We start from the raw sequence: 25,379 nt of genomic DNA on the forward strand, positions 1-25,379 counted from the left end.
TGTCGAGAGACAGTGTAGTTCGGTGGCTGGGTTCGTCCGAGTCGACGAGAGTCGACGATTCGGGAGGAACGCTCGGTGAAGGGCCCGTGATGGGTGTGGCTGGTGGGGATGGGGACTGGTAAGGGGGTTGCTGGTGGTGGGGTGGCTAATAGGGGGTGGCTGGTGGTGGGGAGCTCGCGACGGGCGGAGCCGTCGGTCGACTATGGCGGGGCTATGGTTTTTTGGGGAGCAGCTCTTCGATGGCCTTGATGGTGGCCGGGTCGGGCTTGAACGAACCGGGGCGGTGGCCGTGGGCGATGTCTAGCGGTGTCCAACCGTATTTGTTCTCGTGGTTGAAGTGTTCGGCTTTCGCACCGAGTAGGGCGAGCAAGCGGACCGTTTCGGGAAAGCACCGATAGGCGGCCCCGTGCATGGCCGTTTCTTTGCTGTTGGCGACGGCGTTGATATCGAGCCCCCGCTCGACGAGCATTCGCACGGCCTCGTCGACTTCTGCCGGGGTTCCTTCGTGCTCACCGACGAAGTTGTTGCCCACACCGGCAGCTGCCATCAGAGCCGTGCAACCATCGGCATTGGCGATGGCGGGATCAGCGCCGAGCTCCAAGAGCAGTTTCATGTAGGGGAGATCGACCGTTTGGCTGGCCAGTAAGAACGGCGTCGCTCCGCGTGGATTGATCAATCCTTTGCCTGCCCGTCCGCGTCGCAACTCGAGATTCACGTCGGCCCCGGCATCGACGATTTCGACAACAAACTGCAGCGCGGTCATGTCACCGCTTCGTCGCGGTGGCGGATCGCCTGCAGGATTATCGCCCTTGGACGGGCGGCGGACCCAACTCAGCGCGTGCAGCGGCGTGAATCCGCTGGTTTGCTCGTTCGGGTCAGCGCCGCGTCTCACCAGTTCCATCGCGAGCTTGTAGTGCGCACTCTCCACAGCCAGCATCAGCGGGCTCATGCCGGCGCGTGGGTTGCGCCCGGAAGTTCGCTTGGGATCCATGGTTTCGTTGAGCGACGCACCGTGATCGAGCAGTGTAACGACAGCGTCGATATGACCTTGGCGGGCGGCGAAACACAGCGGTGTGAACCCGGAGGCCAGCGATCGATGCAAATCCGCCCCGGCATCCAACAGCGTGTTGATCGCCTCGACGTTTCCTTCGGCGGCAGCAAACATCAGCGCAGTCTGTCCGCTGCGCTGTGCCGCCTCGACGGCGGCATCGTGCTCAAGGAGCAGTCGGCAAAGCTCGGGGTTTCCCACTCGCGCGGCCAGCATCAGGGGCGTGACCTTGCCCGCGAGGCGGCCGTTGGCATCGGCGCCGTGGTCGAGCAACTGCGCCGCACATTCGGGCGATCCCTTTCGGCAAGCAATCGCGAGCGGCGTGACGCCGTAGAGTGTGGTGGCATTGGGATCGGCGCCGCCCTGCAAAAGACGCTCGGTCCAATCCGTGTTCTGGTGAAACACAGCCCAGTGCAACGGTGACATCCCGTCGGGCTGGGTCTGGGTTGCCGGCGGTCTCTCGCTGTCGGCGTGCGAGAACATCTCACTCGCACGATCCCAATCTGCCTTCTCGACCGCGTCGACGAATCGCAGCGGTGTCGCGGCTACGGAAATCGAGCTGGTCGCCGCGGAGACGCTGAACACAGCAATGAAAAAAAGAATCCGATTCATTAAATTGATCGTGCGTTGTTTAAACATCAAACAGAGCGTTCACATGGCCGGTGCTGTCGGCAAACTTCTCCAACGGCACGCCGACTTTGTTGAGCAGCGTCAGGTGCAAATTGGATAGCGGTTCGGGCGTCTCGTAACGGATGTGGCGACCGCCGCGCATGTTACCGGCCGCGCCCCCAGCGACGAGGATCGGCAAGTCTTTATGGTCGTGCGCATCGGAATCACCCATGCCGCTGCCGTAGAGATACAGCGAGTGATCGAGCAGCGTTCCGTTGCCCTCGGAGATCGAGTCCATTTTCTCCAGGAACTCGGCGAATAGTGAGACGTGGAACTGGTTGATCTTGGCGATCTTGGCGAGCTTTTCAGGGTTGCCGCCGTGGTGCGTCACGGGATGGTGAGGCTCGGGGACACCGATCTCAGGATAGGTTCGTGTGCTCGCCTCGCGAGCCAATTGAAAGGTGACGATCCGAGTGATGTCACCTTGGAAAGCGAGTAGCTGCAGGTCAAACATGAGCCGGGCGTGATCGGCGTAGGCTGCCGGGACGCCGACCGGGCGATCGAGGTCGGGCAGCGGATTGTCAGCCGTGGTCTGCACAGCATGTTCGATTCTCCGCTCGACCTCGCGGATGCTTTCGACATATTGATCAATCTTGTTGCGATCGCTACTGCCGAGTCGCTGTTGGAGTCGTTTGATCTCCAAAGTGACACTGTCGAGCAAACTCGAACGCCTGCGGAGGGCTGCGACCCGCTGTGCCGGTGTACCGCCCTCACCAAAGAGCTGTTCAAAGACGATGCGTGGGTGAGCCTCGGACGGCAACGGCGTGGTCGGCGAAGACCACGAGAGATTGTTCTGGTAGACACACGCGTAACCATTGTCACACTGTCCCACGGTAGACAACAAATCCATCGCCAGCTCGAGCGATGGCAACTGCGTTTCGTGCCCGAAATGTTTCGCCGCGATTTGGTCGGCGGTCGTGCCAAGGTAGTAGTCGCTGCTCTCGGTCAACTTGGCCTGCGCGGCGCTCAGAAAGGCAGCGTTGGAGGTCGCGTGAGAACCAGGGTAGGCATTCTGTAGATCCATTCCGGAGAGCACACAGAGTTGATCCTGCATCGATTGCAGCGGCGAGAGGCTCGAGGGCAGGTTGTCGAGTCGATCACCACGCGGCGTCCATTCGGCGGGATTGAATCCCATCGGTGTGTAGATGTATCCGATCCGGCGCAGATTCGCATCGGCCGCAGGCGTCGCCTCAGCCGCAGTCAGAGACGGGATCATCGCATCGAGTAGCGGCAATGAAATGGCAGTGCCGAGACCGCGAAGCATGGTCCGGCGCGGCAAAGATTTCTTGGTAATAAACATAGCCTTTAATGCTCCGTGAGAAGGGCAGACGATTGCGTACTGCGATACTGAAAAGGTTCGCTCGCGACGATCCCCTGGATGATCGATGAGATCCGGTAGTCATCGATCTTGGCTTTCCGGACGATTTCGCGGATCGCGGGTGCGTCGCGGTAGTCCACGAGCCGGCCCAAAGCGAAGGTCATCATTTTTTCGCTTAAGCAACCGACGAACATTTCGGGGTGGGCGAGCAAGCTCGCCTCGAGATCCGAGACGCCACCGACCTCGGTCCCATCAGGCAGCACACCGGAGGCATCGATGGGGTTCTCGCCGTCATACTCGCGATACTGCCCCAGTGCATCATAGTGATCGAGCGCGAAGCCGATGGGGTCGATCAAGTCATGACAGGATGCACAGGATTCATTCTCGCGGTGCATCGCCAAGCGTTCTCGTAGTGAGGTCGCCGTCAATGTCGACTTTTCTTGGAGTGCCGGGATGTCGGGCGGCGGCGGGGGAGGCGCATTGCCGATAATGTTCTCGAGCACCCAGTTCCCGCGGACGGTGGGTGAGGTGCGTGTGGAGTACGAGGTAACGCTCAAAATGCTGCCATGGCGAAGCAAACCGCCCCGATGCCAATCCGGCGACAGCGTCACCTGGCGAAACTCGTCACCGAGCACACCGGGGATGCGGTAGTGTCGTGCCAAACGCTCATTGAGATAGGTGAAGTCACTATCGATCAGCCCCATCACGCTCGCATCGTGTTGGAGCACATGCGTAAAGAGCAGCTCGGTCTCACGACGCATGGCCATCCGCAAGTTCTCGTCGAAATCGGGGAATTGCCGCAGGTTAGGCGTGATTCCATCGAGATTTCGCAGGTAAAGCCACTGGGCGGCGAAGTGATCGACGAGACTCTGCGAGCGTTCATCCGAGAGCATCCGAGTGACCTGGCCGCGCAGGACAGCGGGATCGCTGAGCTGATCAGCCGCCGCCAGGTCGAGGAGCTCATCGTCGGGCAGACTGCTCCATAAGAACGCAGCGAGTCGCGAAGCGAGTTCCCAATCGCTGATGCGGATGACCGGTTCACTGGCATCCGATTGAACAGGCTGTTCGACATGGAACAAGAAATTGGGATTCACCAGGATAGCCGCCAGCCCTCGTTCAATGCCCAGTTCAAAACGCGACTCCCAGCTGTCGGTAGATTCACCACGGAGAACCTCGTCAACGAACGCGAGTGGCGTGGCAAGATCTGCGGGTGTGACGTCGCGGCGGAAGGCAACGCGGGCGATCTCGCCGAGGATCTGTTGAGCCGCAACCTGTTGGTCCGGCAGCGACGAGGATTCCGGCCAGGCGGTAAAGATGCGTTGGCGGCTAGGTGTTTCGATCGTAGGGGTCGAGGTTTCGGTTGCAGCAGGATCGGCATCGGCAAACGGGCCAACTATCGAGACCTCGAGCAATGCCGGTTGCTGTCGCGGATGGCGATGGCGATTGTATGCCGCTAGGAAAGGTTGCCGTTTGATCTCGAGCAACGATTCGCCCTGGCTGACAAAGGTCACGGCGATGTCGTGTGGGCCAGCCGTGATGGGAATTCGCACCTTCAGATTGGCATCGATCAGGGTATCGTCGCGGCCTCGTTTGGGAGGTTCGATCGTCCAGCGATGTTGTTTTTGGCGATCAACAAGAACGTCGAGGTCATGGGGACGCGACAATCCTTCGATCATCTCATCGCGGTCACGGGTCAATCGAACCGCGATCTCATATTCGCCTGTTTCGGCAAAGGTGTGATGGATATTGGTGCCGCCCCGAGTGCCCAGGGGCAGCCCGGCAACATGTTTTTCCTGGGTCAGGTCGGCTGGCAGTCGCACGTTCAGCCCCATTGGGGTGTGGGTGAAGCGGCCCACCGCGATGCGACTGATTTTTTCGGCCGCGCTCAAGTAACGATTCATCAGCGAAGCAGAAAGGTCACCGACCGTAATATTGTCGAATCCTCCGCTCGATTCGTCCTTGGGTAACCAGGTCGTGATATCCAGTTCCAGCCCCAATAGATCGCGGACACTGTTTTGATATTCGGTTCGGGTCAAACGGCGAAGCGAATCGGTTGGTGGGATCACGGGGTTTTGCCTGGCGACGTGATCGAGGGTGTGACCGAGCTGTTGGACCACAGCACGGTACTCCGACTCATCCGGACGCTCGGCGTCCAACGGCGGCATCTGCCGCGAGGCGATCCGCCGCAGGACGGTTTCCCAGGTTGCCCGCGGGTCGGTAGTGGGCGTCTTGGTAGCCTCCGCCCATCGGACTTCCGCGAGCAGCGTCGTCTCCAGGTCGAGATCGGACACCGTATCGGCCGCGTTATGGCAGTCCATGCAGTAGCGATCGACGAAGGCCTCGATGCGTTCCACTGCGCCGTTCCGGTGTTCCGCTGCGCTGTTGTGAATTGGCGGTTCCGCTACGACTGCGGCGGTCATCGCGAGCGTGATCAGGAGCCAAGTCGCTCCGATCGAGCAAGCAGAGAGCGGTCTTGAATGGCACATGGAAGGCCTGGAAGGTGTCTTGAAACGCCGCAAAGGCACTGGGCGAGACCACCCAGCATACCACGATTTGGTGAGCAGATGCGGTGTTTCTTCGCGCTGGGGTGCATTGATTTGCTATAATTTCCTAGGCTGCTGGATTGGCTCACTCACCCGGCGGGTTCGAAACCGCCGATGACTCCTTTTGTTTCTATTCTTTTCGCATTCAGGCGTATCCGGATGACACCGCCCGCGAGTTCCTCGCTCTCCTCCACGTCACCGGTGGCTGCCGATTCGGTGTCATCGACAGCCCGATCGAGGAAGGTACGCCTCCAAACAAACGATCCTGAATCGCTATTGCCGAATTTTGGTCTGCAGTCGTTTCGACCTGGACAACGCGGCGTTGTCGACGCCTTGGCGGCGGGAGAGGATTGCTTGTGCGTGATGCCGACCGGTGGTGGGAAAAGCCTCTGTTATCAACTGCCTGCGCTCGCCCGTGAGGGGACCACGATCGTGGTTTCGCCCCTGATTGCATTGATGAAAGACCAGGTCGATACGTTGGTGAGGCGAGGCATCCACGCGAAACTGATCAACAGTTCACTGTCCCAAGGGCAGCAGGAATCGGTCATGGAGGCCATGGCTCGGGGCGAACTCGACATGATCTACGTGGCGCCCGAGCGTCTGCGTAACGGGCGTTTCCTCGATGCGGTCGCGAAGGCGGACATCACCTTGCTCGCGGTAGACGAGGCACACTGCGTGAGCGAGTGGGGGCACGACTTTCGTCCTGATTACTCGCGTCTGGGCGGTTTCCGCGATCGCTATCTCGGCGGTGTGCAGACGATTGCACTCACCGCGACTGCCACGCCGACGGTGCGTGATGACATCAGCGAGCTGTTGAAGCTGAAGGAGCCACGGGTTTTTGTCACCGGATTCGCTCGAACCAACCTCCGCTTCGCTGTCGAGTCTTGCAATAACGACGCAGCCAAACGGGCGACACTCGAGAAATACCTCCGGGGCCGCGATGGGACGGGAATCATTTATGCCGCGACACGCAAACGCTGCGAAGAGATTGCCGAATGGCTGCCTGAGAAAACAGGTCGCAAGGTCGGTGTCTACCACGCGGGTCTGCACCCCGACGAACGTCGCCGCGTGCAGGAGGCGTTCATGAAAGGCGATCTCTCAGCGATCGTCGCCACCAATGCCTTCGGGATGGGGATCGATAAGTCTGACATTCGCTTTGTCGTGCATTTCAATATGCCCGGGTCGCTCGAAGCCTACTACCAGGAAGCAGGGCGGGCCGGCCGCGACGGCGAGATGAGTGATTGTCTTTTGCTGTTCGCCTATTTCGATCGGCAGATTCAAGAGTTTTTTATCGAGAACCGTTACCCTTCCCGCGCGACGGTCAAGAAAGTTTACGAGTACCTGCTCTCCTGCGATGAAGACCCGATCGAATTGACTCTCGACCAAGTTCGTACGGCGATCGATGTCCGCGATGGGACCGAGGCGGTGAGCACTGCCGAAACACTGCTGGCACGTGCGGGCGTGCTCAAACGACTCGACGCGGGTTCCAACCAAGCCGTGGTGCGAATCGACAGCGATGCCGCGACAATGCTCGATTTCCTACCCCGCGAAGCGAAAATCAAACGCCGTGTGATGACGGCCGTGGAGAAAGTCATCGGGCGGCGGCGGGGAGAAGACGTCTATGTTCGCCCCGATACGCTGGCGAAACTCGCCGACATGGACCGTACGAAACTCGCCACGCAGCTGCGTGAGCTGACAAAACTGAGAGCGTTTGACTACGTCCCCCCCTTTCGTGGTCGCGCCGTGCACATCACTCGTCGCGATCTGCCGTTTGCTGAACTGAACATTGATTTCGACGAACTCGATCGGCGAAAGGCGGCTGAATACGAGAAGCTCGAAGCCGTGATCGGGTTTGCTCGAGCTGCGTCCTGTCGTCAACGCGTGATCCTCGATTACTTCGGTGACCCCAACGCGGCCGATTGCACCCGGTGCGATCGATGCGACCCAGTCGGCGGCAAGCTGATTCGCAGTGGTGATTGGAACGGCAGTCTGACGACAGCCGACGCCATCGCAGCGGGCGGCGCAGTCCCGGCCGCAATCGCTCATCCCGATATCGATGAGCGTTCCCTGCTCACGGGCATCCGAGTCGTCCTGTCGGGTGTCGTGCGGACGCATGGTCGACTCGGCAAGAACTTGATCGCTCAGATGCTGGTGGGGTCTAAAAACAAACGTGTCACGCAGCTGCGGTTGGATCGGTTGAGCACCTACGGAATGCTCCGAGGTTTGACCCAAACCGATGTCGCCGACGTAATGGACTCACTGCTTGGGGCAGGCCTGCTCGAGCAGAAGGAGATTAGCGAACGACGCCCCACCGTTCACATGACCGACATGGGGCGGCGAATCATGAACTGTACCGATCCCTTGCCAGCAGCTTTTCAGTTAAAGCACCGGGTGGCCAAAAAGGTCGCAAAGGTGTCCGCGAAGATCGAGTCCGGAGATGTCGAAGGCGACGAGACACCGAACACAGTCGACCAACGCAGCCACTCGTCAGATGAGAAAACAACCGACCACCGCCCCCGCTCGTCGGATGAAACAAGTGCCGACCAACGCCCCCACTCGTCAGACGAAACAAATGTCGACCGACGACTCCGTTCGTCGGATGAAAAAATAGTCGACCGACGACTCCGCTCGTCGGATGAAAAAATAGTCGACCGACCACTCCGCTCGTCGGATGAAAAAACAGTCGACCGACGACTCCGCTCGTCGGATGAGAAGACAAGCAGCACGGCTCCGAGCGCAGAGGACGATCAAGGTTTGACCCGAGAGCTCACCGACCGGATCAAGCGGTTTCGCCGCAAACGGGCTGCGGCACTGGGCTTGGCACCCCACCAAATCCTCACCGGTTCCACGATCCAACGACTCGCCGAGAGCCATCCCGCCAACGCCACGGAACTGGAACAGGTGCCTGGGATTGGCAACGAGTTTATCGACACGTATGGGCATGATCTGTTGGACCTGATTGCGACGACGCTATCGCAACACGAATCGTCTCGCAGCAGCGATTCGGCCGACCAAGTCGCACCGACGCCCGAACCCGCGGTAGACGACCAGGTTTTGCGTGTCGACGAAGCGATCCCCGCCGATCAAGATTCTTGGCGAACCGACTATTGGACGTGGCGATTGTGTCGCGACGGCTACACGATTGATCAGATCAGCGAGATTCGAGGGGTCAGTGTCGAGGGATTACTAGCCCATCTCGTCGCTGCGGCGCGAGCAGGTCACAGCGTGGACGCGGATTGGGGTGGGTCACCCCAACGCATTGAGAAACTGCGCCGGGCGCTAGGGTAAACAACGAAGGTCTCCATCGTGCGAATTATCTACAAACTACTACTGGCAACTCTCCTGCCAGCGGTATTGATTTGGAGCGTGGGGAACTATGCCGCGAGTGTGGGACAGGAAAGCCTACGGGCGGCCATTGAGAAGACCTCCTTGATCCGCGCCGAAGCGGTGATGGACGAAATCGATCGGATTGTCCAAACCCGCGCCACGCAGTGCGCCGCCTACAATCGAAGCAAGCTGGTCCACCAAACGCTGGCGGAGTCCAATCGAGAATTTGCAGAGATCGACGATGTGCAGTCGACGATCGACGAACGAGATCGTTTGTGGCAACAGACGCCCGCTGACCAATCCAACGATTTGATGGATTCATTAACCAACAATCACTTATCTCGAGACCTGAGATCGCTCGTTGGAAAACTGAACGAAAGCAGTACCTACGAAGTCTTCGGTGAAGTATTTTTCACCAATCGATATGGCGCCAACGCAGCACAGACGGGACGTACATCGGACTACCGGCAAAACGACGAATCGTGGTGGAACGATGCGATGCAACATGGTGTTGCGATCAGTGATGTGATGTTCGATGAGAGTGCTGGCATCTATTCGATCGACATCGCTTTGCGGGTCGATGATAGCGCCGGCGATGTGCTCGGTGTCGTCAAATCGGTCTTGAACATCCGAGAGGTATTCAGCGTGATCGACCGGCGTGCCGATCGGTCGGGGGTGGGCGAGCGATTGTTGTTGCTCGACCAGGAAGGCGGTGTCATCCATGTCAGCAACCATGCGATAACCCCCGAGAGCGGCAACGTGCATTATCTCAACGAGCAACAGCTCCATGCCGCATCACCCTACGCTACGATTTACTTTACCAATCCTGACTCCCAGGAGACCTATCTCGTTGCGATTGCCAAGAGCCAAGGCTACGGGGATTTTGGAGGGCTCGGTTGGCTGCTCGTCAATGAAACTCAGGAGTCACTCGCGTTTGCCGCGGTCACTGAATTGCGATCACGGCTGCGTTGGATTTCCTTGATCGCCACATTGATGGCTGCCGTTACCGGTGGCTTGATCGCGTGGTCTTTCTCGCACCGTATCAGCTCGCTGACCCGGGCGACGGTGGCACTGGCAGACGGGGACCTCGATACACGCGTCGTGGATCGGGGCCACGATGAGATCACCACACTCGCCACGCACTTCAACCTGATGAGTGAACAGCTGCAGCAATCGCAGGCGGAACTCGTTGCCGCACGGGATGAGGCTCGCGAGGCCAACGCTGCCAAGAGCGCCTTCTTGGCGAACATGAGCCATGAGATCCGCACGCCCATGAACGGCATCATCGGCATGAGCGAACTACTCGCCGATACGACATTGGCCCCCGAGCAACGCGAGTACCTGGGCATGGTTCGTGGTTCGGCCGACTCGCTGCTGCGATTGATCAACGACATTCTTGATTTTTCGAAAATCGAGGCTGGCAAGATGGAGCTCGAGATCATTCCCTTCGATTTACGGGAGTGTGTCGAAACCACCGCGAGTTCCCTCCGTGTGCGTGCCGCCGACCAAGGCCTTGAAATGTCCTGCCAGATCGCCCCTGCGGTTCCTTACCGGTTGCTCGGTGATCCCGGACGACTGCGGCAGATCATCATCAACCTATGTGGCAATGCGATGAAGTTCACCGACGAGGGGGAAGTCGTCATTGCGGTCGAGCTGGACGATCAAACCGACGAGGACGTCGGGCTGCATTTCTCCGTCCGCGACACTGGCATTGGGATTCCGGAAGAGAAGTTGGCAAAAGTGTTCGAGTCCTTTTCACAAGTCGATGCGTCCACCACTCGCAAGTACGGGGGGACGGGATTGGGGCTGGCGATCTCGACCCAGCTCGTTGAGTTGATGGACGGCAAAATCTGGGTCGATAGCGAGGTGGGAGTCGGCACGACGTTTCACTTCCGTGTGCGTCTTGGTAAGACCGACGCACCACTTCCGAATCGTCATGGAACGTCGAGCCAATGGGATGGGACGCCTACCTTACCGAGCGATCGAGTCAATCGTCACCAACGACCACTTCAGGTTCTCCTCGTCGAAGACAATCTCATCAATCAACGCGTCGCCTCGGGATTGCTCAAACGGCTGGGGCATCGGGTTCAGATCGCCGAGAATGGGCAGCTCGCCGTCGAAGCCTGGCGCGGTGCCAGTTTTGACGTGATCATGATGGATTGGCAGATGCCTGTGATGGATGGAACCGAGGCAACCCAGTTGATTCGCCGCGAAGAGCAAACCAGCGGCGAGCGGATCCCGATCATCGCCATGACGGCGGCTGCCATGAAGGGAGACCGCGAAAAGTGCATGGAGGCGGGCATGGATGATTACGTCAGCAAACCGATCGACCCCGAGGCGCTGGCCGCCGCTCTCGCCCGACACACCGATGCTAACAGCCTGAACGCTGTTTCGACGAGTGAGGACACAGCTGAGAATGGCGAGTCTGACACTGCAGAATCGTCCACTGGTCATGGCATTGACGCGGCGATTGATATCGAGGCCGCCCGAAAACAGATGGGCGGCTGCGCCGATACAGTGTTAGCCGAACTCGCCACCGTGCTGGCGACGGAATGCGGCACACGGACAGAGGAAATTCGTACTGCGATCGCCAATCAGAATGTGGAGGCGATGGGACGGGCGGCGCACGCGCTCAAGGGGGCAGCAAGCTTATTTGCCGCGACCTCCGTCATCGACCCACTGGCCGTTATCGAAGAGGCTGCCCGGGAGGATGACTTCCCCAGGGCCCGCGAGCAGTTCTCCCAACTGGAGCCCGCCGCCGAGCACGTCGCTGAAGAGCTACGTGCATTCGCAAAGAAAACCTAGCCGGCCGCCGGATCGTGGTGCCGGATCGTGGTGCCGGATCGTCTTGCCGGATCCAACGCCGGGATGCTCGAATTATTCATCCATCGTTTGGTCGAAAGCACTTCGGTCAATCGTTTGCTCTAGATTGACGCTGGCTTTGGCGGGGGCCCCGGTAGCAGTCGGGGGCGGATCGGAGACCTCCGGCTGCGACCCACGTTCGTGCCGACCCCACCAACGGTCACCGTGTGCGATAGACCATTTTCCGGCTGCGGGGCAGGCGGCGAGCAAGAGCGAAAGATCACGAGCAGTTTGTGGCCGCTTTGCCCGCGATTTCTCTAAACAACACATCAGGGCGTCTTCCAATTGGCTCGAGACCTGGGAGCCACCACGCTGGGACGGAGCAACCGGTAGTTCATCAATGTGCTTGTGACAGAGCTGGGCGAGATTATCAGCCTCGAATACGGGGCTCCCGGTCAACAGGAAATAACCGATGGCACCGACCGCATAGATGTCCGAGCGGGCATCGACCGAATTCGGTGCCTGAATCGATTCCGGCGACATATAAAGCGGCGTCCCGGCGAGCGAGCTATCTTTCTTTTGTTGCGGATCGCTCGACGAATCCACTGCTCGGACCAAGCCAAAATCAAGAACCTTAACCACGTCGGGTTCGCAGCCACGACGATTCAGCATCACGTTGGCGGGTTTGATATCGCGATGAACCAGGCCTTGCGAGTGAGCTTCGTAGAGCGAGCCACAAACCTGCAATAGGATATGAATCACCCGCTCTTCAGATTGTGGCCCATAGTCGCTGACGAGATCTTGCAGGTCGATGCCATCGAGATATTCCATCGCGTAGTAGAAAACGCCTTCGGGTGTCCGCCCGTAGTCATAGATGGCAATCGTATTGGCATGATTGAGCTGGCACGTGATCTGAACCTCCTGTTCAAAACGAGCAATCGAGGACTCGTTGACTTTCTCGGCGTGCAGCAACTTGATCGCTGTTGGACGTCGAAGCATCGAATGATGGCCCTTGTAGACGACTCCCATTCCGCCCTCGCCGATCTTATCGTCGAGGGTGTATTGCCCGAGCTGTTGGGCTTCGATAACGGCCTCGCGCGAAAGGCGTTGCAAACGGGCGACGACCAGCGTGAAAACGAAGATCGCGATCGCACTGAGAATCAATAATCCATAGATGAACCAAAATGCCCGTTTCAGAATCACCAGCGGCCGAAAGGCATGGGCCGAATCGATTTCAGTCGCCACGCCGATATGGTATTTCGGCATCCACCGCCATGCCCCGATCACGGAAACACCCCGATAGTTGCGGTAACCATCCACGTTGATATTCGCATTCCCTTCAATCGCATCGGACGCCATCACGGTCAGCGGCAATTGAGCGCGGCGAACCCCCGGACGGTATCCCGTGGTCATGTCGCCCCCTGGATCGCGAACCGTCAGTTGCAGCATCGATCGTGAACCGGGTTGATCGGGCAACAAGCCGAGCAGGATCAATGCCTCGTCAAACCGGCTGTTGCTGATCATCAACCCATCGGCATTGAAGGCATACGTCTCTCCTGAGTTGGCGACTTGGCCTAGCTCCAGGATCTGAGTGAACTCGAGCTCGGGGCGTATCTGCAGACAGAGGGCGGCGACCACTTGAAAGGACTCGTTGCGGACAGGAGCGCAGGCATACATGGTGGGCACGCCCATGCGAGAGCGGCCATCGGAGTCCTTCATCATCACCACGCTGGGAAACGGAGGCGACACGAATGCTTCCCCTTGGATCACCCGTTCTGTCATGGTTTCGTATTCGGGGATTTCCTTTTCTCCCACGATGGCCGTGTGAGACGATGCGATCACACGATGGGACTTATCAATTAATAAGAACCCTGGATAACGGTGGGCCGCCAAGGCAGGCGAGAGTTCATCGGTGAGGTCGCGGCGGGCTTCCACGGGCGTGACGAGAAGCGAATCGTCTGCAGGAGGATCCCGACTCTCATGAGCCAGGATCGTGGCAACTGACTCGCGGACGGTTTCGTCATTGGCGAGCGACTGGGCCGTCGATTCCTGGACCGCGAACCACTTCTGAAGCATCTCCGTTTCCATATTGACGAAGCTCAGCAGTCCAGCGTGCACGTTGCCTTTAATGGTTGACTCGATCGCGCGCTGCACGAAGTACCCGATCGTCGCCAGTAAAACGACTGCCACGATCGGCCAAATCCACAACTGTCGCTTGAGAAACAGCCCCGTGCGGGCAACCGTTTGCGACATGCTCCGGGAAGCCCAGGTCATATGCGCTTGCGGATGTGCTTTGGCTCGCCCGGAGCGGCGAAAAAGATGCAGCGGATTCATAGGTGCCACGGTGGAGGAATCAGAGAACGGCCCAGTCGATGCTCAGCATAATTGCTGGCCTGAGTTCACGCCCCCATTTTGAACCGGTTTTTAGTTCACAGCAGCAAGCTGCCAGCATATGATAGGCATAGAAACCGGATCTGCCTTCCTAAATCAATCTCGCCTAACAGGATGCGATTGGGAGTGCCCGGTTTCCAAACGCCAGCCCATTTTCATTGCACGGAAGCATTCAAGCCGAGACGTAGACAACGATGAGTGTACACCCTATGCGATGTTTGACCCTGCTCAGTTTCCTGCTTTTGATCCCCCCGCCTGCCTGGGGGCAAGATCAAGCGGGTCAGCCCCCAGTAACTGATTCAGAAACAGTAGCTGATGCAGAAACGGCTGAGACAGCGACACAGCAGCCCGCGGCGCTGGCGCCGGAGCTGTCTGCTGTTCAGGCCCAGTCCCAAGCCTTCGTGGCGGCCTTCAATCAACACGACGCCGAGGCGGTCGCGGCGTTGTGGACCGAGAACGCAGAGTACATCAGTCATTTGGGCACTGCCGTTCAGGGCCGCGAAGCTATCGAGCAGGCCTATGCTCAGTTTTTCGCAGATCACCCGGAAACAAAGATTCAGGTTGTGATCGATTCGCTGCGGCAGGTCGGTGAAGGGCTGGTCATTGAAGATGGCCGCGCCTTGGTCTCGCCCCCGCCCGGCGGTGCCGCTGGGATCAGTAAGTACACAGCCGTGCACACGCAGGACGATGGTCAGTGGCGAATGGCTTCGGTCCGTGATGTTTGGGTTGACGCAGCAGCCACGCGAGAAAGTACAGATGACCTGGAATTCCTGATCGGGGATTGGGTTGCCGAAGAACACGGCATTCAGTTGCACTCGGTCTGCCGATGGGTCGCTGGCGGGCATTTCGTTGCCCGCACCTACACAACCACACAGGTCGATGGATCGCAGTCCTCCGGGCTGCAATTGATCGGTTGGAACCCTGTGGATAACCGCATTCAATCGTGGATGTTTAGTCCCGATGGCGGCCATGCCATGGGGGTGTGGTCGATCACAGCAACGGGCTGGATTGCCGAGACCCGAGGTGCCACCGGAGACGGGACACCGACGACATCCCTGAATCGGCTTAGCCGCCTCGATGAGAACGCCTACGTTTGGCAATCGATTCAACGGACCGTTGGTGGCGTCGCGGTGCCGGACACCGATGAAGTGGTGATCAAACGCAAGCCCACCGAAAAATGATTCATTCGCCGCCACGCTACCCACTCTCTTCCAAAAAATCTCACGATCAGAGGCCCAGTCTCATGCCTGTCAAAAAATTTCAAAGCGTTCTCGCGATTACCTTGGTTCTTTTCTTGCCTTTGAGTGATTGCTGGGGCCGCGGCTTCGGCGGTGGTGGCCGGAGTTTTGGCGGCGGAGGCGGACGCAGCTTCGGCGGCGGAGGCCGCAGCATGGGTGGCGGTGGTTTCAGTGGCGGTGGTTTCAGTGGCGGCGGGCATAGCTTTGGCGGCGGCGGTTTTAGCGGCGGTGGATTCAGCGGCGGTGGCAGCCACAACTTTGGTGGCGGCGGATTCAGCGGCGGCAGTCACAGTTTCAGCGGTGGTGGTTTGTCCGGTGGCAACCACAACTTCGGAAGCGGCGGGTTCAGTGGTAGTGGACTCAGCCGTAGCGGACTCAGCGGGGGAAGCCACAACCTCGGCGGCGGGCTGAGCGGAGGAAGCCATAACCTGGGCGGTGGTGGACTCAGCGGCGGCGGTCATAACCTCGGCGGAGGCGGGTTGAGCGGACGCGGAGGCGGCCTGAGTGGCGGAGCGGCACACAACCGCTTTTCCACTCCGAGTCGCAGCCAACTCGATGGTTTCTTGGGGCTTCCCTCCGATGCTGGGATGGGAGGGCTCGGAGGCGGCGGCAGCTCCCGCAATCGAGGTGGGCTCAGTGGTGATCATTTTGACGTCAACCACGGCTCGATCAGTGGCGATAATGGCGGCAAAGCGGCTGGGATTTCTGTCACTGGCCCCCGCGGCAATACCAAGGGAACTGCGGTAGGCGTCGGTGGCGAAGGCGCGGTCGCCCGCGTTCGCGGCAGCGAAGGCTCGCGTGGCGCAGGAACCGCTTCGGGATCCGTCAAAGGTCCCGATGGAGGCATGGCCGCAGGCACTGCGTCTCGCGGACCTGCGGGAGGCGCTTCGGCTCGAGGTGCGGCCGTCGGCCCCGACGGCGGCGCGGCCGCAGGCACCGCTTCCCGCGGACCTGCTGGAGGTGGATCGGCCAGCGGAGCGGCAGTGGGTAGAAATGGTGGCGCTGCGGCGGGCACGATGAATCGCGATCGAGACGGCAGTGGAACCGCCCGCGGAGCCGTCGTTGGTCCCAATGGCGGAGTCGCCGCAGGCGGCGCCGCACGGGGCCCCGGTGGTGGCGAAGCCGCCCGCGGAGCCGTCGTTGGCCCCAATGGCGGAGTCGCTGCAGGCGGCGCCGCACGGGGCCCCGGTGGTGGTGCCGCTGCTCGCGGGGCGGCTGTCGGACCCGGTGGACGTGCAGCTGCCGGCGGGGTCGCTCGTGGACCGGCCGGCGGTGCAGCAGCTCGCGGTATTGCTGTCGGACCCGGTGGTGCCGCCGCAGGATTCGCAAGAGTGACCCCCTCGGGACGTTACACCAGCGCCGTTGCCGTCCGCAACCACTACAACCACTGGGATGTCTACGGCCGCGGTTGGTACACAAACCACCCCGGGGCCTGGTTTGCTGCAGGGTGGACCGCCGGGGCGATCTGGCGGTCGGCGACCTGGTTCTCCGTCGGCGCCTGGCTGCCCTACGCATGGACCACACCGGTCTACTACGACTACGGCAACAACGTCGTCTACAACGAGGGCGATGTCTATGTTGACGGTGACAACGTAGGAACCTGCCAGGAATACTATCAGCAAGCGAGCGATCTCGCGCAGGTTGGTGTGGAAGCCGATGCACCCGATGACGGCGATTGGTTACCCCTGGGTGTTTTCGCCTTAACCAAAGTCGACAGCGAAAATGCGGACGACGCGACCTCCGATGTCACCATCCAACTCGCCGTCAACAAATCCGGAGTCATTCGTGGCAACTATACCGATACGAAAACCGAAAAGACGATGGTGGTGCAAGGTTCCGTCGACAAGGACACTCAGCGAGTAGCGTTCACCGTCGGCGATAAAGATACCAACCTGATCGAAACGGGACTCTACAACCTCACCAAGGACGAAGCCCCCGCGCTGGTACATATCGGTCCCGATAAAACCGAACAGTGGCTTCTGGTGCGTCTGCACAATGAGGACGCCGAGACGGACGAAGAGTCCAATGCGGATGTCAGCTAGAAGCTCGTCTCATCGAAGAGGCCGTGCAGTTGCCAATGAATGACCTCCTTCACCCTCCCGGCGATTTCTTCACCCGCCCGGCGAAGCTGGGAGGGTCCGAAGACGAGCCTTTCGCGAGTCTTCCGGGGGGGCCGAAAACGCAACGGGATCTCCCAAACCAGCGTAATCCCCCCTCCCCGAACTTCGGAGACTGCTGAATCAACCCCCGACGCGCAAGCGAGGGTTTACCTGACTCCGCTCGCTAGCGTTTCGGGCTTGTATGGCGGGAGAGAAACCTGGGGCACCGACTATTTCAGCAGCCTCCTTTGTTGGGGGCGGGTGAAGTCCTGTGGACGCTTGCCAGTAAGCAACTTAACGTTCGCACAATCTTTGGGGCTTTGCCCCGTTGTGAATCACGCCCCTTCCGGGTTGGCTCTGTTTAAACTGGTGCTCCGTTTTAACTGGACTCCGATTGACCCCAACGGTCACGTGACGGAGCAAGCCGTCGGTCGGCGTTGGCCCCTCTTGCCGATCGGGCCGCAAAAGGCCACGATATGCGACCGTTTTGAGCTGGCTTGATCGCTTCGATTTTGCCAGATTTTGCTATTCCGTTCGCGTGTTCCCTGAGGGGCAAAACCGATGAGTGTCGCCACTGCTGCTCCAACTTCATTCTCGCCTGCAGGCACCTTCGACGCGATGGCATCCCAAGTGCTCGAGGGGCGGCCGATCTCGCGTGAACAGGCGCTGTCGATCGTCGAGGCGTCCGATCTCGATCTGCCTGCGATCCTGGCCGCTGGATACCGCATCCGCCACCACTACTTTGCCAACTCGGTCCAGCTCTACTTTCTGATGAACGCCAAGAGCGGATTGTGCCCAGAGGATTGCCATTATTGCAGTCAGTCGAAGGTCTCCGAGGCCCCTGTGCCCAAGTACAACATCCTCAAGCGGGATGACCTGATGGCCGCCGCCGGTGTGGCTGCCGAGCGGGGGGCGAAGACCTATTGTCTCGTCATCAGCGCACGAGGTCCTAACGAGCGTGAGATGGTTGCGGTCGAAACGATCGTGCCGGAGATCAAGCAAAAGTACGACCTGGATATCTGTGCGTGCCTGGGGTTGTTGACTGCTGATCAGGCCCAGCGACTCAAGGCCTGCGGGGTCGACCGAGTCAACCACAACCTAAATTCGAGCGAGATGCATTACGCGAAAATTTGCACCACGCACACCTACGCTGACCGCGTTCAAACGCTTCGCAACGTCCGTGACGCCGGGATGGAGATGTGCAGCGGCGGGATCATCGGTATGGGCGAATCGCGAGCGGATATCGTCTCGATGGCCTTTGACCTCGCTGAGTTGGAAGTGGAATCGATTCCCGTCAATATTCTCAATGCGATCGATGGCACACCGCTCGAAGGCACCGACTCACTGTCACCCCAAGACGCTCTGAAGGCGCTGGCGATGTTCCGCTTCGTCGCGCCCGACAAAGAACTGCGTATCGCCGGCGGGCGGGAACTGCACCTGCGTTCGCTCCAGCCGATGGGATTGTACGTCGCCAATAGCTTGTTCGTTGGCGATTACTTGACGACCCAGGGTCAGGCTCCCCAAGCCGACTATGACATGATCACCGACCTCGGATTTGAAATCACCGGGTCGTGTGAAGAAGTCAGCGGATGATAGTCGACCGACGGCTCCGACCGTCGCGAGATGGGTAGGTTGGTTCGAGCTCAGACGGGCGGAGCAGTCTGGCTACTTTGTCGACCGATGGCACCGACCGTCGCGAGATGGGTAGGTTGGTTTGAGCTCAGACGGGCGGAGCCGTCTGGCTACTTTGTCGACCGACGGCTCCGACCGTCGCGAGATGGGTAGGTTGGTTCGAGCTCAGACGGGCGGAGCCGTCTGGCTACTTTGTCGACCGACGGCTCCGACCGTCGCGAGAAAGGTAGGTTGGCTTGAGCTCAGACGGGCGGAGCCGTCTGGCTACTTTGTCGACCGACGGCTCCGACCGTCGCGAGAAGAGTAGGTTGGTTTGAGCTCTGACGGGCGGAGCCGTCTGGCTACTTTGATCCATGTTGGGAGAGATCATGACGACACCTCTGCAGCTGACGTTCGATTGCGATGCCCCGGTGGCACTTGTCACCGGCAGCGGTGCACCGCGTGTCGGCCGGGCCATCGCCGAAGAGTTGTCGCGATTGGGATGCCATGTCGCGTTGCATGCAAACTCCAGTTCAGCCGAGGCAACCGAGGCGGCTCGCCACTGGCCGAGACAATTCCAAAGGGATGCGATCGTTGTCGCCGGCTCACTCGAGCAGGACGAAACCTGTGACCGCATTGTGGAAGAAACCGCGCAGCACTTCGGCCGCTTAGATATTCTCGTCAATAGCGCTGCGATCTGGGCACCGACTTCGCTCGACGCGATCACCGGTGATGAGATCCGACGATACTTCCAAGTCAACTCAGTCGCCTCGCTGCTGTGCGCTCGTGCTGCTGGGCGGATCATGTTGACGCAGCCACGCGGTGGTTCGATTGTCAATATGGGCGATTGGGCGACGCAGCGTCCCTATGCGGATCACGCGGCGTATTTCCCTAGCAAAGGGGCGATCGAGACGATGACCCGTTCGCTCGCTGTGGAGCTGGGCAGTCGCCATGGCGGTGTGCGGGTGAACTGCGTACAGCCGGGGCCCGTGATGTTAGCGGACGACGTCGATGAGGAAACCCGCCAGCGACTGGTCGCCAGCACCTTGGCGGGGAGAATTGGAGAGCCCGCCGATGTCGCCACGGCAGTCGCGTTTCTCTGTCAGAGCACCTTCATTACCGGCGTCTGCCTCCCCGTCGACGGCGGACGGCAAATTTTCGCTCCCGATGATCTCCAAGTCGGACGCAACACGGGGTGATCGGTTATCATTTTTGCTGCCTGTTGAACTTTCCGCTTGTCTGAGTTGTACCGTTGAGTGATTCGTCCCTGCCGCCCGTCTTGCCGCCCGCACCCGGCGAGGGCCCCGTGGTCGACCCCGAATTCGCTGCCGTTGGAGAACTGTTTGAGCGAATCCAAGCGGAGGTCGCGAAACTCTATGTCGGCCAAGATGAACTCGTGCTCGGGACATTAACGGCCCTCTTCGCGGGCGGGCATGTCTTGATCGAATCGGTACCGGGGCTCGGCAAAACGTTGTTCGTCCGCACGCTCGGGCGAATTTTAGGCTGCGAGTTCGGACGCGTTCAGTTCACGGCTGACTTGATGCCCTCGGATATCACAGGAGCACCTGTCTTTGACATGCAAAAAAGCGAGTTTCGCTTTCGCCCTGGTCCCGTCTTCACGCAGTTGTTGTTGGCCGATGAGATCAACCGTTCGCCAGCGAAGACGCATGCGGCGTTGTTGGAGATCATGCAAGAATACAGCGTCACGATCGATGGTGTGACGCATGCCGTCCCTCGCCCATTCCTGGTCCTGGCCACCCAGAACCCGCTCGAGAGCGAAGGCACCTATAACTTGCCCGAAGCTCAGTTGGATCGGTTCATGTTCAAATTGAACGTCGACTATCCAACCGCGGAGGAGGAGACCGAAATCCTAAAACTGCATTCGCAGCAAGTGGATTTCAACAAGCGGTTGGAAGAAGAGGTCAACCGTGTCACGGATCCGGACATGGTGAATCAAACCATCCAAACATGCGGTCGGGTGCGGATCGAAGATAGCCTGGTGACCTACATCAGCACACTGGTTCGAGCGACCCGCGACTGGCCCGGTTTCCATATCGGTGCCTCGCCGCGAGCGGGCATTTCGCTGATGCAAGCCGCCCGAACGCTGGCGGCATTTTCAGCCCGCGACTTCGCCGTCCCCGACGACGTTACCCGCATCGCCCTGCCAGTCCTCCGTCACCGCGTTCAGTTGACGGCGGAAGCGGAGATCGAAGGCAAGGAAGTCGACGAAGAACTACGGGCCATGATGCGTGGTATCGAAGTCCCTCGCTCCTGAACCGCCGCGACTCTCCAAGACGCTACGACATCGCGTTTGGCATTGGTGTTGAGACTGCTCGGTTGATCTGAGGGCCGATCAACTGCCTGTTAAACCTTGTGGGTATTGATAGCCATTCTGATGCCTTAAGGTTTGCTGGCGCGTCCCCCCCAAACGCGTCGAAAATGAAGTAGCACGGGTCCAACGGTGGATCGTCTACCCAGCCCACATCGTAAGGATGGAATGATGTCTCTTTGCCTTCGTCGCTGGCTCTCTGCCAGCGCTCTATTGATCTTCGGTCCATCCGCCTTTGCCGACGATCCAACGAACGCGTCGTCTAACCAGAGCCTCACTGCGTCTCCTGTTTCATCGGCTTCCAGTCGGGGGCCGGTTACCGATCTTCAGCCTGGATCCACTGTTAGTTCGAACACCGCCGCGCCTCCCCAATTCTCCTTCTTCCCATCGGACAAATCGACTGGCCGGGTTGCGTTGGTGAGTGACCAGTTTCCATCGCAGGATAACGTGACCATAGGAGCGGGCACATCCTGTTCGACACCAGACGCCAATTGTTGCCCTCCGCCGTGGGTGCATCGGTCGGGAGTGTTCGGCGAGGTTCTGCTATGGCGTGCTCGCAATACCGATACCGCCTACGCAGCTCCCGTCAATGGAACGGTACCGGCCGGCAGCGTCGGCACGCTCCATAGCGAATTTGATTTTGGCTACCGTATCGGTTTGACAAAAGCCTTCGATAGTTGTCACAGCATTGTCGCGACTTACACGGGATTCATCAGTGAGAACGATGACCAGGTCTCGGGGACGGCCTTGAGCAAATTATTGATTCACCCCGGCGCGTTCAATGCGGCGTCGGACGCCCTGACAGCATCGGGGAATACGGCACTGGATTTCCATGTCTTCGACCTCGATTACCGCTTCCTACTGCGTGGCGGTGATTGCAGTGCCATCAACATGCTCATTGGAGCCCGCTACGCACACATGGAACAAGAGATTGGTGCGATCTATCAGCCCGTTGGAATCGTTGACGCTGTATCGTCCGATATCGATTTCGACGGGGCTGGCCTTCGCCTGGGACTCGATGCTGAACATCACGTCGGGCATGGTCTGTACGGCTACGGAAAAGCTAACGCCAGCTTCCTCGCCGGTGAGTTTGACGCGAGCTACTTGAATACTCGCGACGGTGCCTATGTGTCGTCCTCGGACTTCAATGCCGCACGCTTAGTAACGATTCTCGATCTGGAGGTTGGGGCTGGCTGGCAGGCGACGGAGAACTGTCGCCTCTCAGCTGGATACTCCGTCAGTGGTTGGTTCAACAGCGTCACGACCGCGGACTGGATCGACGGCGTTCGTGACGACAACAATCACTTCGCCGACATGAGCCAAGCGATCACCTTCGACGGCTTCAATGCCCGTGCTGAAATGCGATTCTAGTCGCCTGACGGAAAACACCCGGTGGATTGATTGCAAGCGAATACCACCGGAAACGTCCTTGGTTAATTCAACGACGAGACTTGGTTACTCTCGGACGATCTCGACCAATTCGATAGCGGGCTGGTCGTTGCAGCGGATCAATGCGGTGCGGCCGTAGATGACTTCGTTGGGGGCGGTACCCAGGAAGGAAGCAAGAGTTTGATTGGGGGTGATCCTCCAGAGTCGGTCGAGCTCGACCGAGCGGAGGACGTTGTGGTTGATCAGCGCGCGGCCCAGTGGGATGCCCTCGCCAGCAATCTCCATCCAGACTTCTTGGCCGATCGTCGATGGGTCGAGCCGCACGAGGCCGTACTGGACGATCTTCCTCGCCGCGTGGGTCACGAGGGTAATCTCGCGAGAGTAGGAAGCAGTCTGCTCGGCAATCAAACGGCGGCCTTCTCCTTGCAGGGCGGGGTCGTCTTGCCAGATCGTCCGACCGTCGCGTAGATGATTGCAACTACGATGCACCACCACATCGACTTTCTCCCCGTGAAACGCTTCGACAGTCACAGTCATGTGGCTGTTGTGATCGAGCAGTTGATCAAAGGGGGGCGGGCACATGGCGACTTCTTCGAATGTCGCGAGGGTATCGGAATCGCTATAGAACTGCGAGATCAGCGATTCGATGTCAATTTGGCGGCGCAGCGGCGGATCGGATGGGGTGAGCATGAGGCGGTCCGGGTGAGGTGGGGCTTGTCAGGCAACCGGCATCGCTGCTGACAAGGTGACCGTGGCAGGGGTGGGCATCTCAGGACGTTCGAGCACCGTGTCGACAAGAAAGTAGAATAGCCGACGAAGCGGTTCGCTCTCCAACTCATCGGCAACCTGCTCAGCACGGGCTTGGTGCTTATCCACCAATTGCAGCGACAAGTCAAACACACCGGCTTTGCGGTACAGCGACTCGGCCGTCCGCAATCGCTCGCGAACGCTCATGTCACATTCATCCGTGGCGAGACCCAACAGTGTTTCCTGGTCCGCTTCATCGAGATGCTGTAGAGCCAACGCCCACAGCAACGTCGGCCGGCCCGCGATCACGTCCGCTCCGGCGGTGAGTTTATTGGAGTCATCTCCGATCCAGTCATTGAGGTCATTGATGATCTGGAAGGCGACACCAAGATTGCGTGAAAACCGGCGGATGGGTTCGACGAGCTCAGAGGCGTCTCCGGCAATCCGCACGCCACTGTAGAGAGCGGCCTCGAACGCAGGCGATGTTTTCAACGCATAGATTTTCAGCGCATCGATTGGTTGCAGTCGTCGGTCTTTGGCATCTCGCCACAACAACTCAGCTCCCTGGCCCTCGGACAAACGGACGTGGGCGGCGGCGAGGGAATCGAGCAAGTCCACCCGTGTCGCGGGGTCCACTTGGTCCCCGACCATGTCGCGGCTGAGCAAGCGATACCCCAGGCCGATCAGGTAATCACCGACGTTGATCGCCGATGCGATCCCGAAGCGATGATGGACGGCGGGTTGGCCGTACCGGTAGGCGTCGTCATCCTCGATGTCATCGTGCACGAGGCTGGCTTTGTGAAACGTCTCAATACTCAGTGCCGCCCGCCGCACAGCATCGGGTACTTCACTTGCTTTAATTTCACCATCACTGCAAGTCGCTTCGCCCCCCGTGGCCGCGTCGTAGGCGGCCAAGGTGATGAACGGACGCGAGTGCTTGCCGCCCCGCGCCAAGAAGTCATAAGCAATGGCCTCGGTCGCGGCGATCGGATCGACACCTGCGAGCTGGCCGGGAGTGATCGCGTCGGCGGCGTGATCCGGCGCCGAACCCTGAAGTCGCTGCACGGCACCATCCACGCCCGCATCCTGTGAGATCGACGCAGGACGGTCGGTGGCGTGATCCTTGGGATCTGCCAACCCCAATCCACGCAGCGGTGGTGCGAGTCGATGCAGCGTATCGCGAGAAAACAACTGGCCAGCCGCTCGCATCAAATGCACGTAACTGCGGGTCTTAGCTTTGGCGGGTACGTAAGGCGTGCGGATCATCTCCTCGACCCAGGGCTCGTCGACCTTCGTATTGCGGCAATCGCTCGATAGCAACGGCACAGCCATGCAGGGTATGCCCGCCAAGAGAACTTTATCGATCGCTTTCTCGAGCACGTTCAAGCAGGCCACGCCGACAACGGCATCGACGTACCCACCCACGATGATCTTCATCACCACCGGCGAGCCTTCGGCGACAAGCACCCGGTAACCCATCTCCTCGGCAATGCTGCGAAAGTCCGCGATGCTGCAGGCACCACACTGTTTGCAGTTCATGCCGAACTGGTCGTAATCGGCGGGGCAGCCCTCGGCGTGCTTCAGGCAGTGCGGCAATAGAAACAGCCGTCGCTCAGGCGGTACTGAGGAAAGTTGGTGTCGCCAGAACGCGCTGCTAATGTTGACCATCGTCCAGCCCAAAAAGCCCTCCGGCAGATCGGCTTCGACGAGCATCTGGCGAGCGACCTGCTCCATCTCATCCTTGGTCAAAGGATGATCACGATCGAGCCGATCGGCGACCTCGCGACAGCGATCGCGCAAGCTCTCCCGCATCGCGAGGGTATCGGGAACGTCCTTCAATTGGCTCGTATTGCGGCGCTGACGACGCG

At 59.5% G+C, this 25,379-nt stretch carries 14 protein-coding genes; 8 read left to right on the forward strand and 6 right to left on the reverse strand.

What is annotated here, in order from left to right; genetic code table 11:
* Window positions 1-211: 211 nt before the first annotated feature.
* The 3 genes from CA85_RS09780 to CA85_RS09790 are packed head-to-tail and all read right to left on the reverse strand — an operon-like array spanning window position 212 to window position 5,455.
* Window positions 212-1,660 (reverse strand): ankyrin repeat domain-containing protein, encoded by a 1,449-nt coding sequence (locus CA85_RS09780; protein ID WP_246112655.1) that lies wholly within the window; start codon window positions 1,658-1,660, stop codon window positions 212-214.
* A 19-nt stretch (window positions 1,661-1,679) separates the two neighbouring features.
* On the reverse strand, window positions 1,680-3,017 hold the full coding sequence (locus CA85_RS09785) for a DUF1552 domain-containing protein (protein WP_146391159.1): 1,338 nt from the start codon (window positions 3,015-3,017) through the stop codon (window positions 1,680-1,682).
* 5 nt (window positions 3,018-3,022) lie between these two features.
* Complete coding sequence (locus tag CA85_RS09790) at window positions 3,023-5,455, reverse strand: DUF1592 domain-containing protein (protein WP_146391160.1); 2,433 nt, start codon at window positions 5,453-5,455, stop codon at window positions 3,023-3,025.
* Between the two features lie 282 nt (window positions 5,456-5,737).
* Here CA85_RS09790 and CA85_RS09795 point away from each other — a divergent pair, with 282 nt between their 5' ends.
* Together CA85_RS09795 and CA85_RS09800 are read left to right on the forward strand one after the other, a co-directional pair.
* The gene (locus CA85_RS09795; RefSeq protein WP_146391161.1) at window positions 5,738-8,866 is read left to right on the forward strand and encodes a RecQ family ATP-dependent DNA helicase; all 3,129 of its coding nucleotides are present in this window, start codon (window positions 5,738-5,740) and stop codon (window positions 8,864-8,866) included.
* A gap of 18 nt (window positions 8,867-8,884) precedes the next feature.
* Entirely contained in the window at window positions 8,885-11,710 is a 2,826-nt protein-coding gene (locus tag CA85_RS09800) for an ATP-binding protein (protein ID WP_146391162.1), read from the forward strand.
* A 72-nt stretch (window positions 11,711-11,782) separates the two neighbouring features.
* Here the strand turns inward: CA85_RS09800 and CA85_RS09805 are convergent, their stop codons facing one another.
* On the reverse strand, window positions 11,783-14,041 hold the full coding sequence (locus tag CA85_RS09805) for a serine/threonine protein kinase (protein WP_146391440.1): 2,259 nt from the start codon (window positions 14,039-14,041) through the stop codon (window positions 11,783-11,785).
* A 251-nt stretch (window positions 14,042-14,292) separates the two neighbouring features.
* Between CA85_RS09805 and CA85_RS09810 the strand changes: the two genes are divergently transcribed.
* The 6 genes from CA85_RS09810 to CA85_RS09835 all read left to right on the forward strand — a co-directional run bounded on the left by CA85_RS09810 (window position 14,293) and on the right by CA85_RS09835 (window position 22,746).
* A complete protein-coding gene (locus tag CA85_RS09810; protein ID WP_146391163.1) occupies window positions 14,293-15,279 on the forward strand; it encodes a YybH family protein in 987 nt (328 codons plus the stop codon).
* 62 nt (window positions 15,280-15,341) lie between these two features.
* Window positions 15,342-17,378 (forward strand): protocadherin, encoded by a 2,037-nt coding sequence (locus CA85_RS24830; RefSeq protein WP_186774845.1) that lies wholly within the window; start codon window positions 15,342-15,344, stop codon window positions 17,376-17,378.
* A gap of 618 nt (window positions 17,379-17,996) precedes the next feature.
* Window positions 17,997-19,028, forward strand: coding sequence for a biotin synthase BioB (bioB, locus tag CA85_RS09820; protein WP_146391164.1), 1,032 nt, complete (start codon window positions 17,997-17,999; stop codon window positions 19,026-19,028).
* Window positions 19,029-19,435: 407 nt separating this feature from the next.
* Complete coding sequence (locus CA85_RS09825; protein WP_146391165.1) at window positions 19,436-20,245, forward strand: SDR family NAD(P)-dependent oxidoreductase; 810 nt, start codon at window positions 19,436-19,438, stop codon at window positions 20,243-20,245.
* A gap of 53 nt (window positions 20,246-20,298) precedes the next feature.
* Window positions 20,299-21,321, forward strand: a complete 1,023-nt coding sequence (locus CA85_RS09830) for an AAA family ATPase (protein WP_146391166.1) — start codon at window positions 20,299-20,301, stop codon at window positions 21,319-21,321.
* A 579-nt stretch (window positions 21,322-21,900) separates the two neighbouring features.
* Window positions 21,901-22,746: an Lpg1974 family pore-forming outer membrane protein gene (locus CA85_RS09835; RefSeq protein WP_186774846.1), complete on the forward strand. Its 846-nt coding sequence runs from the start codon at window positions 21,901-21,903 to the stop codon at window positions 22,744-22,746.
* Window positions 22,747-22,830: 84 nt separating this feature from the next.
* Here the strand turns inward: CA85_RS09835 and CA85_RS09840 are convergent, their stop codons facing one another.
* Window positions 22,831-23,454, reverse strand: a complete 624-nt coding sequence (locus CA85_RS09840; RefSeq protein WP_146391168.1) for a hypothetical protein — start codon at window positions 23,452-23,454, stop codon at window positions 22,831-22,833.
* A gap of 27 nt (window positions 23,455-23,481) precedes the next feature.
* On the reverse strand, window positions 23,482-25,323 hold the full coding sequence (locus CA85_RS09845; RefSeq protein WP_146391441.1) for a polyprenyl synthetase family protein: 1,842 nt from the start codon (window positions 25,321-25,323) through the stop codon (window positions 23,482-23,484).
* Window positions 25,324-25,379 lie beyond the last annotated feature (56 nt).

The sequence above is a fragment of the Allorhodopirellula solitaria genome, assembly GCF_007859855.1.
Classification (GTDB): domain Bacteria; phylum Planctomycetota; class Planctomycetia; order Pirellulales; family Pirellulaceae; genus Rhodopirellula; species Rhodopirellula solitaria.

Coding starts and splice junctions, on each gene's coding strand:
- CA85_RS09780 (WP_246112655.1), bottom strand. CDS start 1,660: ATGAATCGGATTCTTTTTTTCATTGCTGTGTTCAGCGTCTCCGCGGCG.
- CA85_RS09785 (WP_146391159.1), bottom strand. CDS start 3,017: ATGTTTATTACCAAGAAATCTTTGCCGCGCCGGACCATGCTTCGCGGT.
- CA85_RS09790 (WP_146391160.1), bottom strand. CDS start 5,455: ATGACCGCCGCAGTCGTAGCGGAACCGCCAATTCACAACAGCGCAGCG.
- CA85_RS09795 (WP_146391161.1), top strand. CDS start 5,738: ATGACACCGCCCGCGAGTTCCTCGCTCTCCTCCACGTCACCGGTGGCT.
- CA85_RS09805 (WP_146391440.1), bottom strand. CDS start 14,041: ATGAATCCGCTGCATCTTTTTCGCCGCTCCGGGCGAGCCAAAGCACAT.
- CA85_RS09810 (WP_146391163.1), top strand. CDS start 14,293: ATGAGTGTACACCCTATGCGATGTTTGACCCTGCTCAGTTTCCTGCTT.
- CA85_RS24830 (WP_186774845.1), top strand. CDS start 15,342: ATGCCTGTCAAAAAATTTCAAAGCGTTCTCGCGATTACCTTGGTTCTT.
- bioB (WP_146391164.1), top strand. CDS start 17,997: ATGAGTGTCGCCACTGCTGCTCCAACTTCATTCTCGCCTGCAGGCACC.
- CA85_RS09825 (WP_146391165.1), top strand. CDS start 19,436: ATGACGACACCTCTGCAGCTGACGTTCGATTGCGATGCCCCGGTGGCA.
- CA85_RS09840 (WP_146391168.1), bottom strand. CDS start 23,454: ATGCTCACCCCATCCGATCCGCCGCTGCGCCGCCAAATTGACATCGAA.
- CA85_RS09845 (WP_146391441.1), bottom strand. CDS start 25,323: ATGCGGGAGAGCTTGCGCGATCGCTGTCGCGAGGTCGCCGATCGGCTC.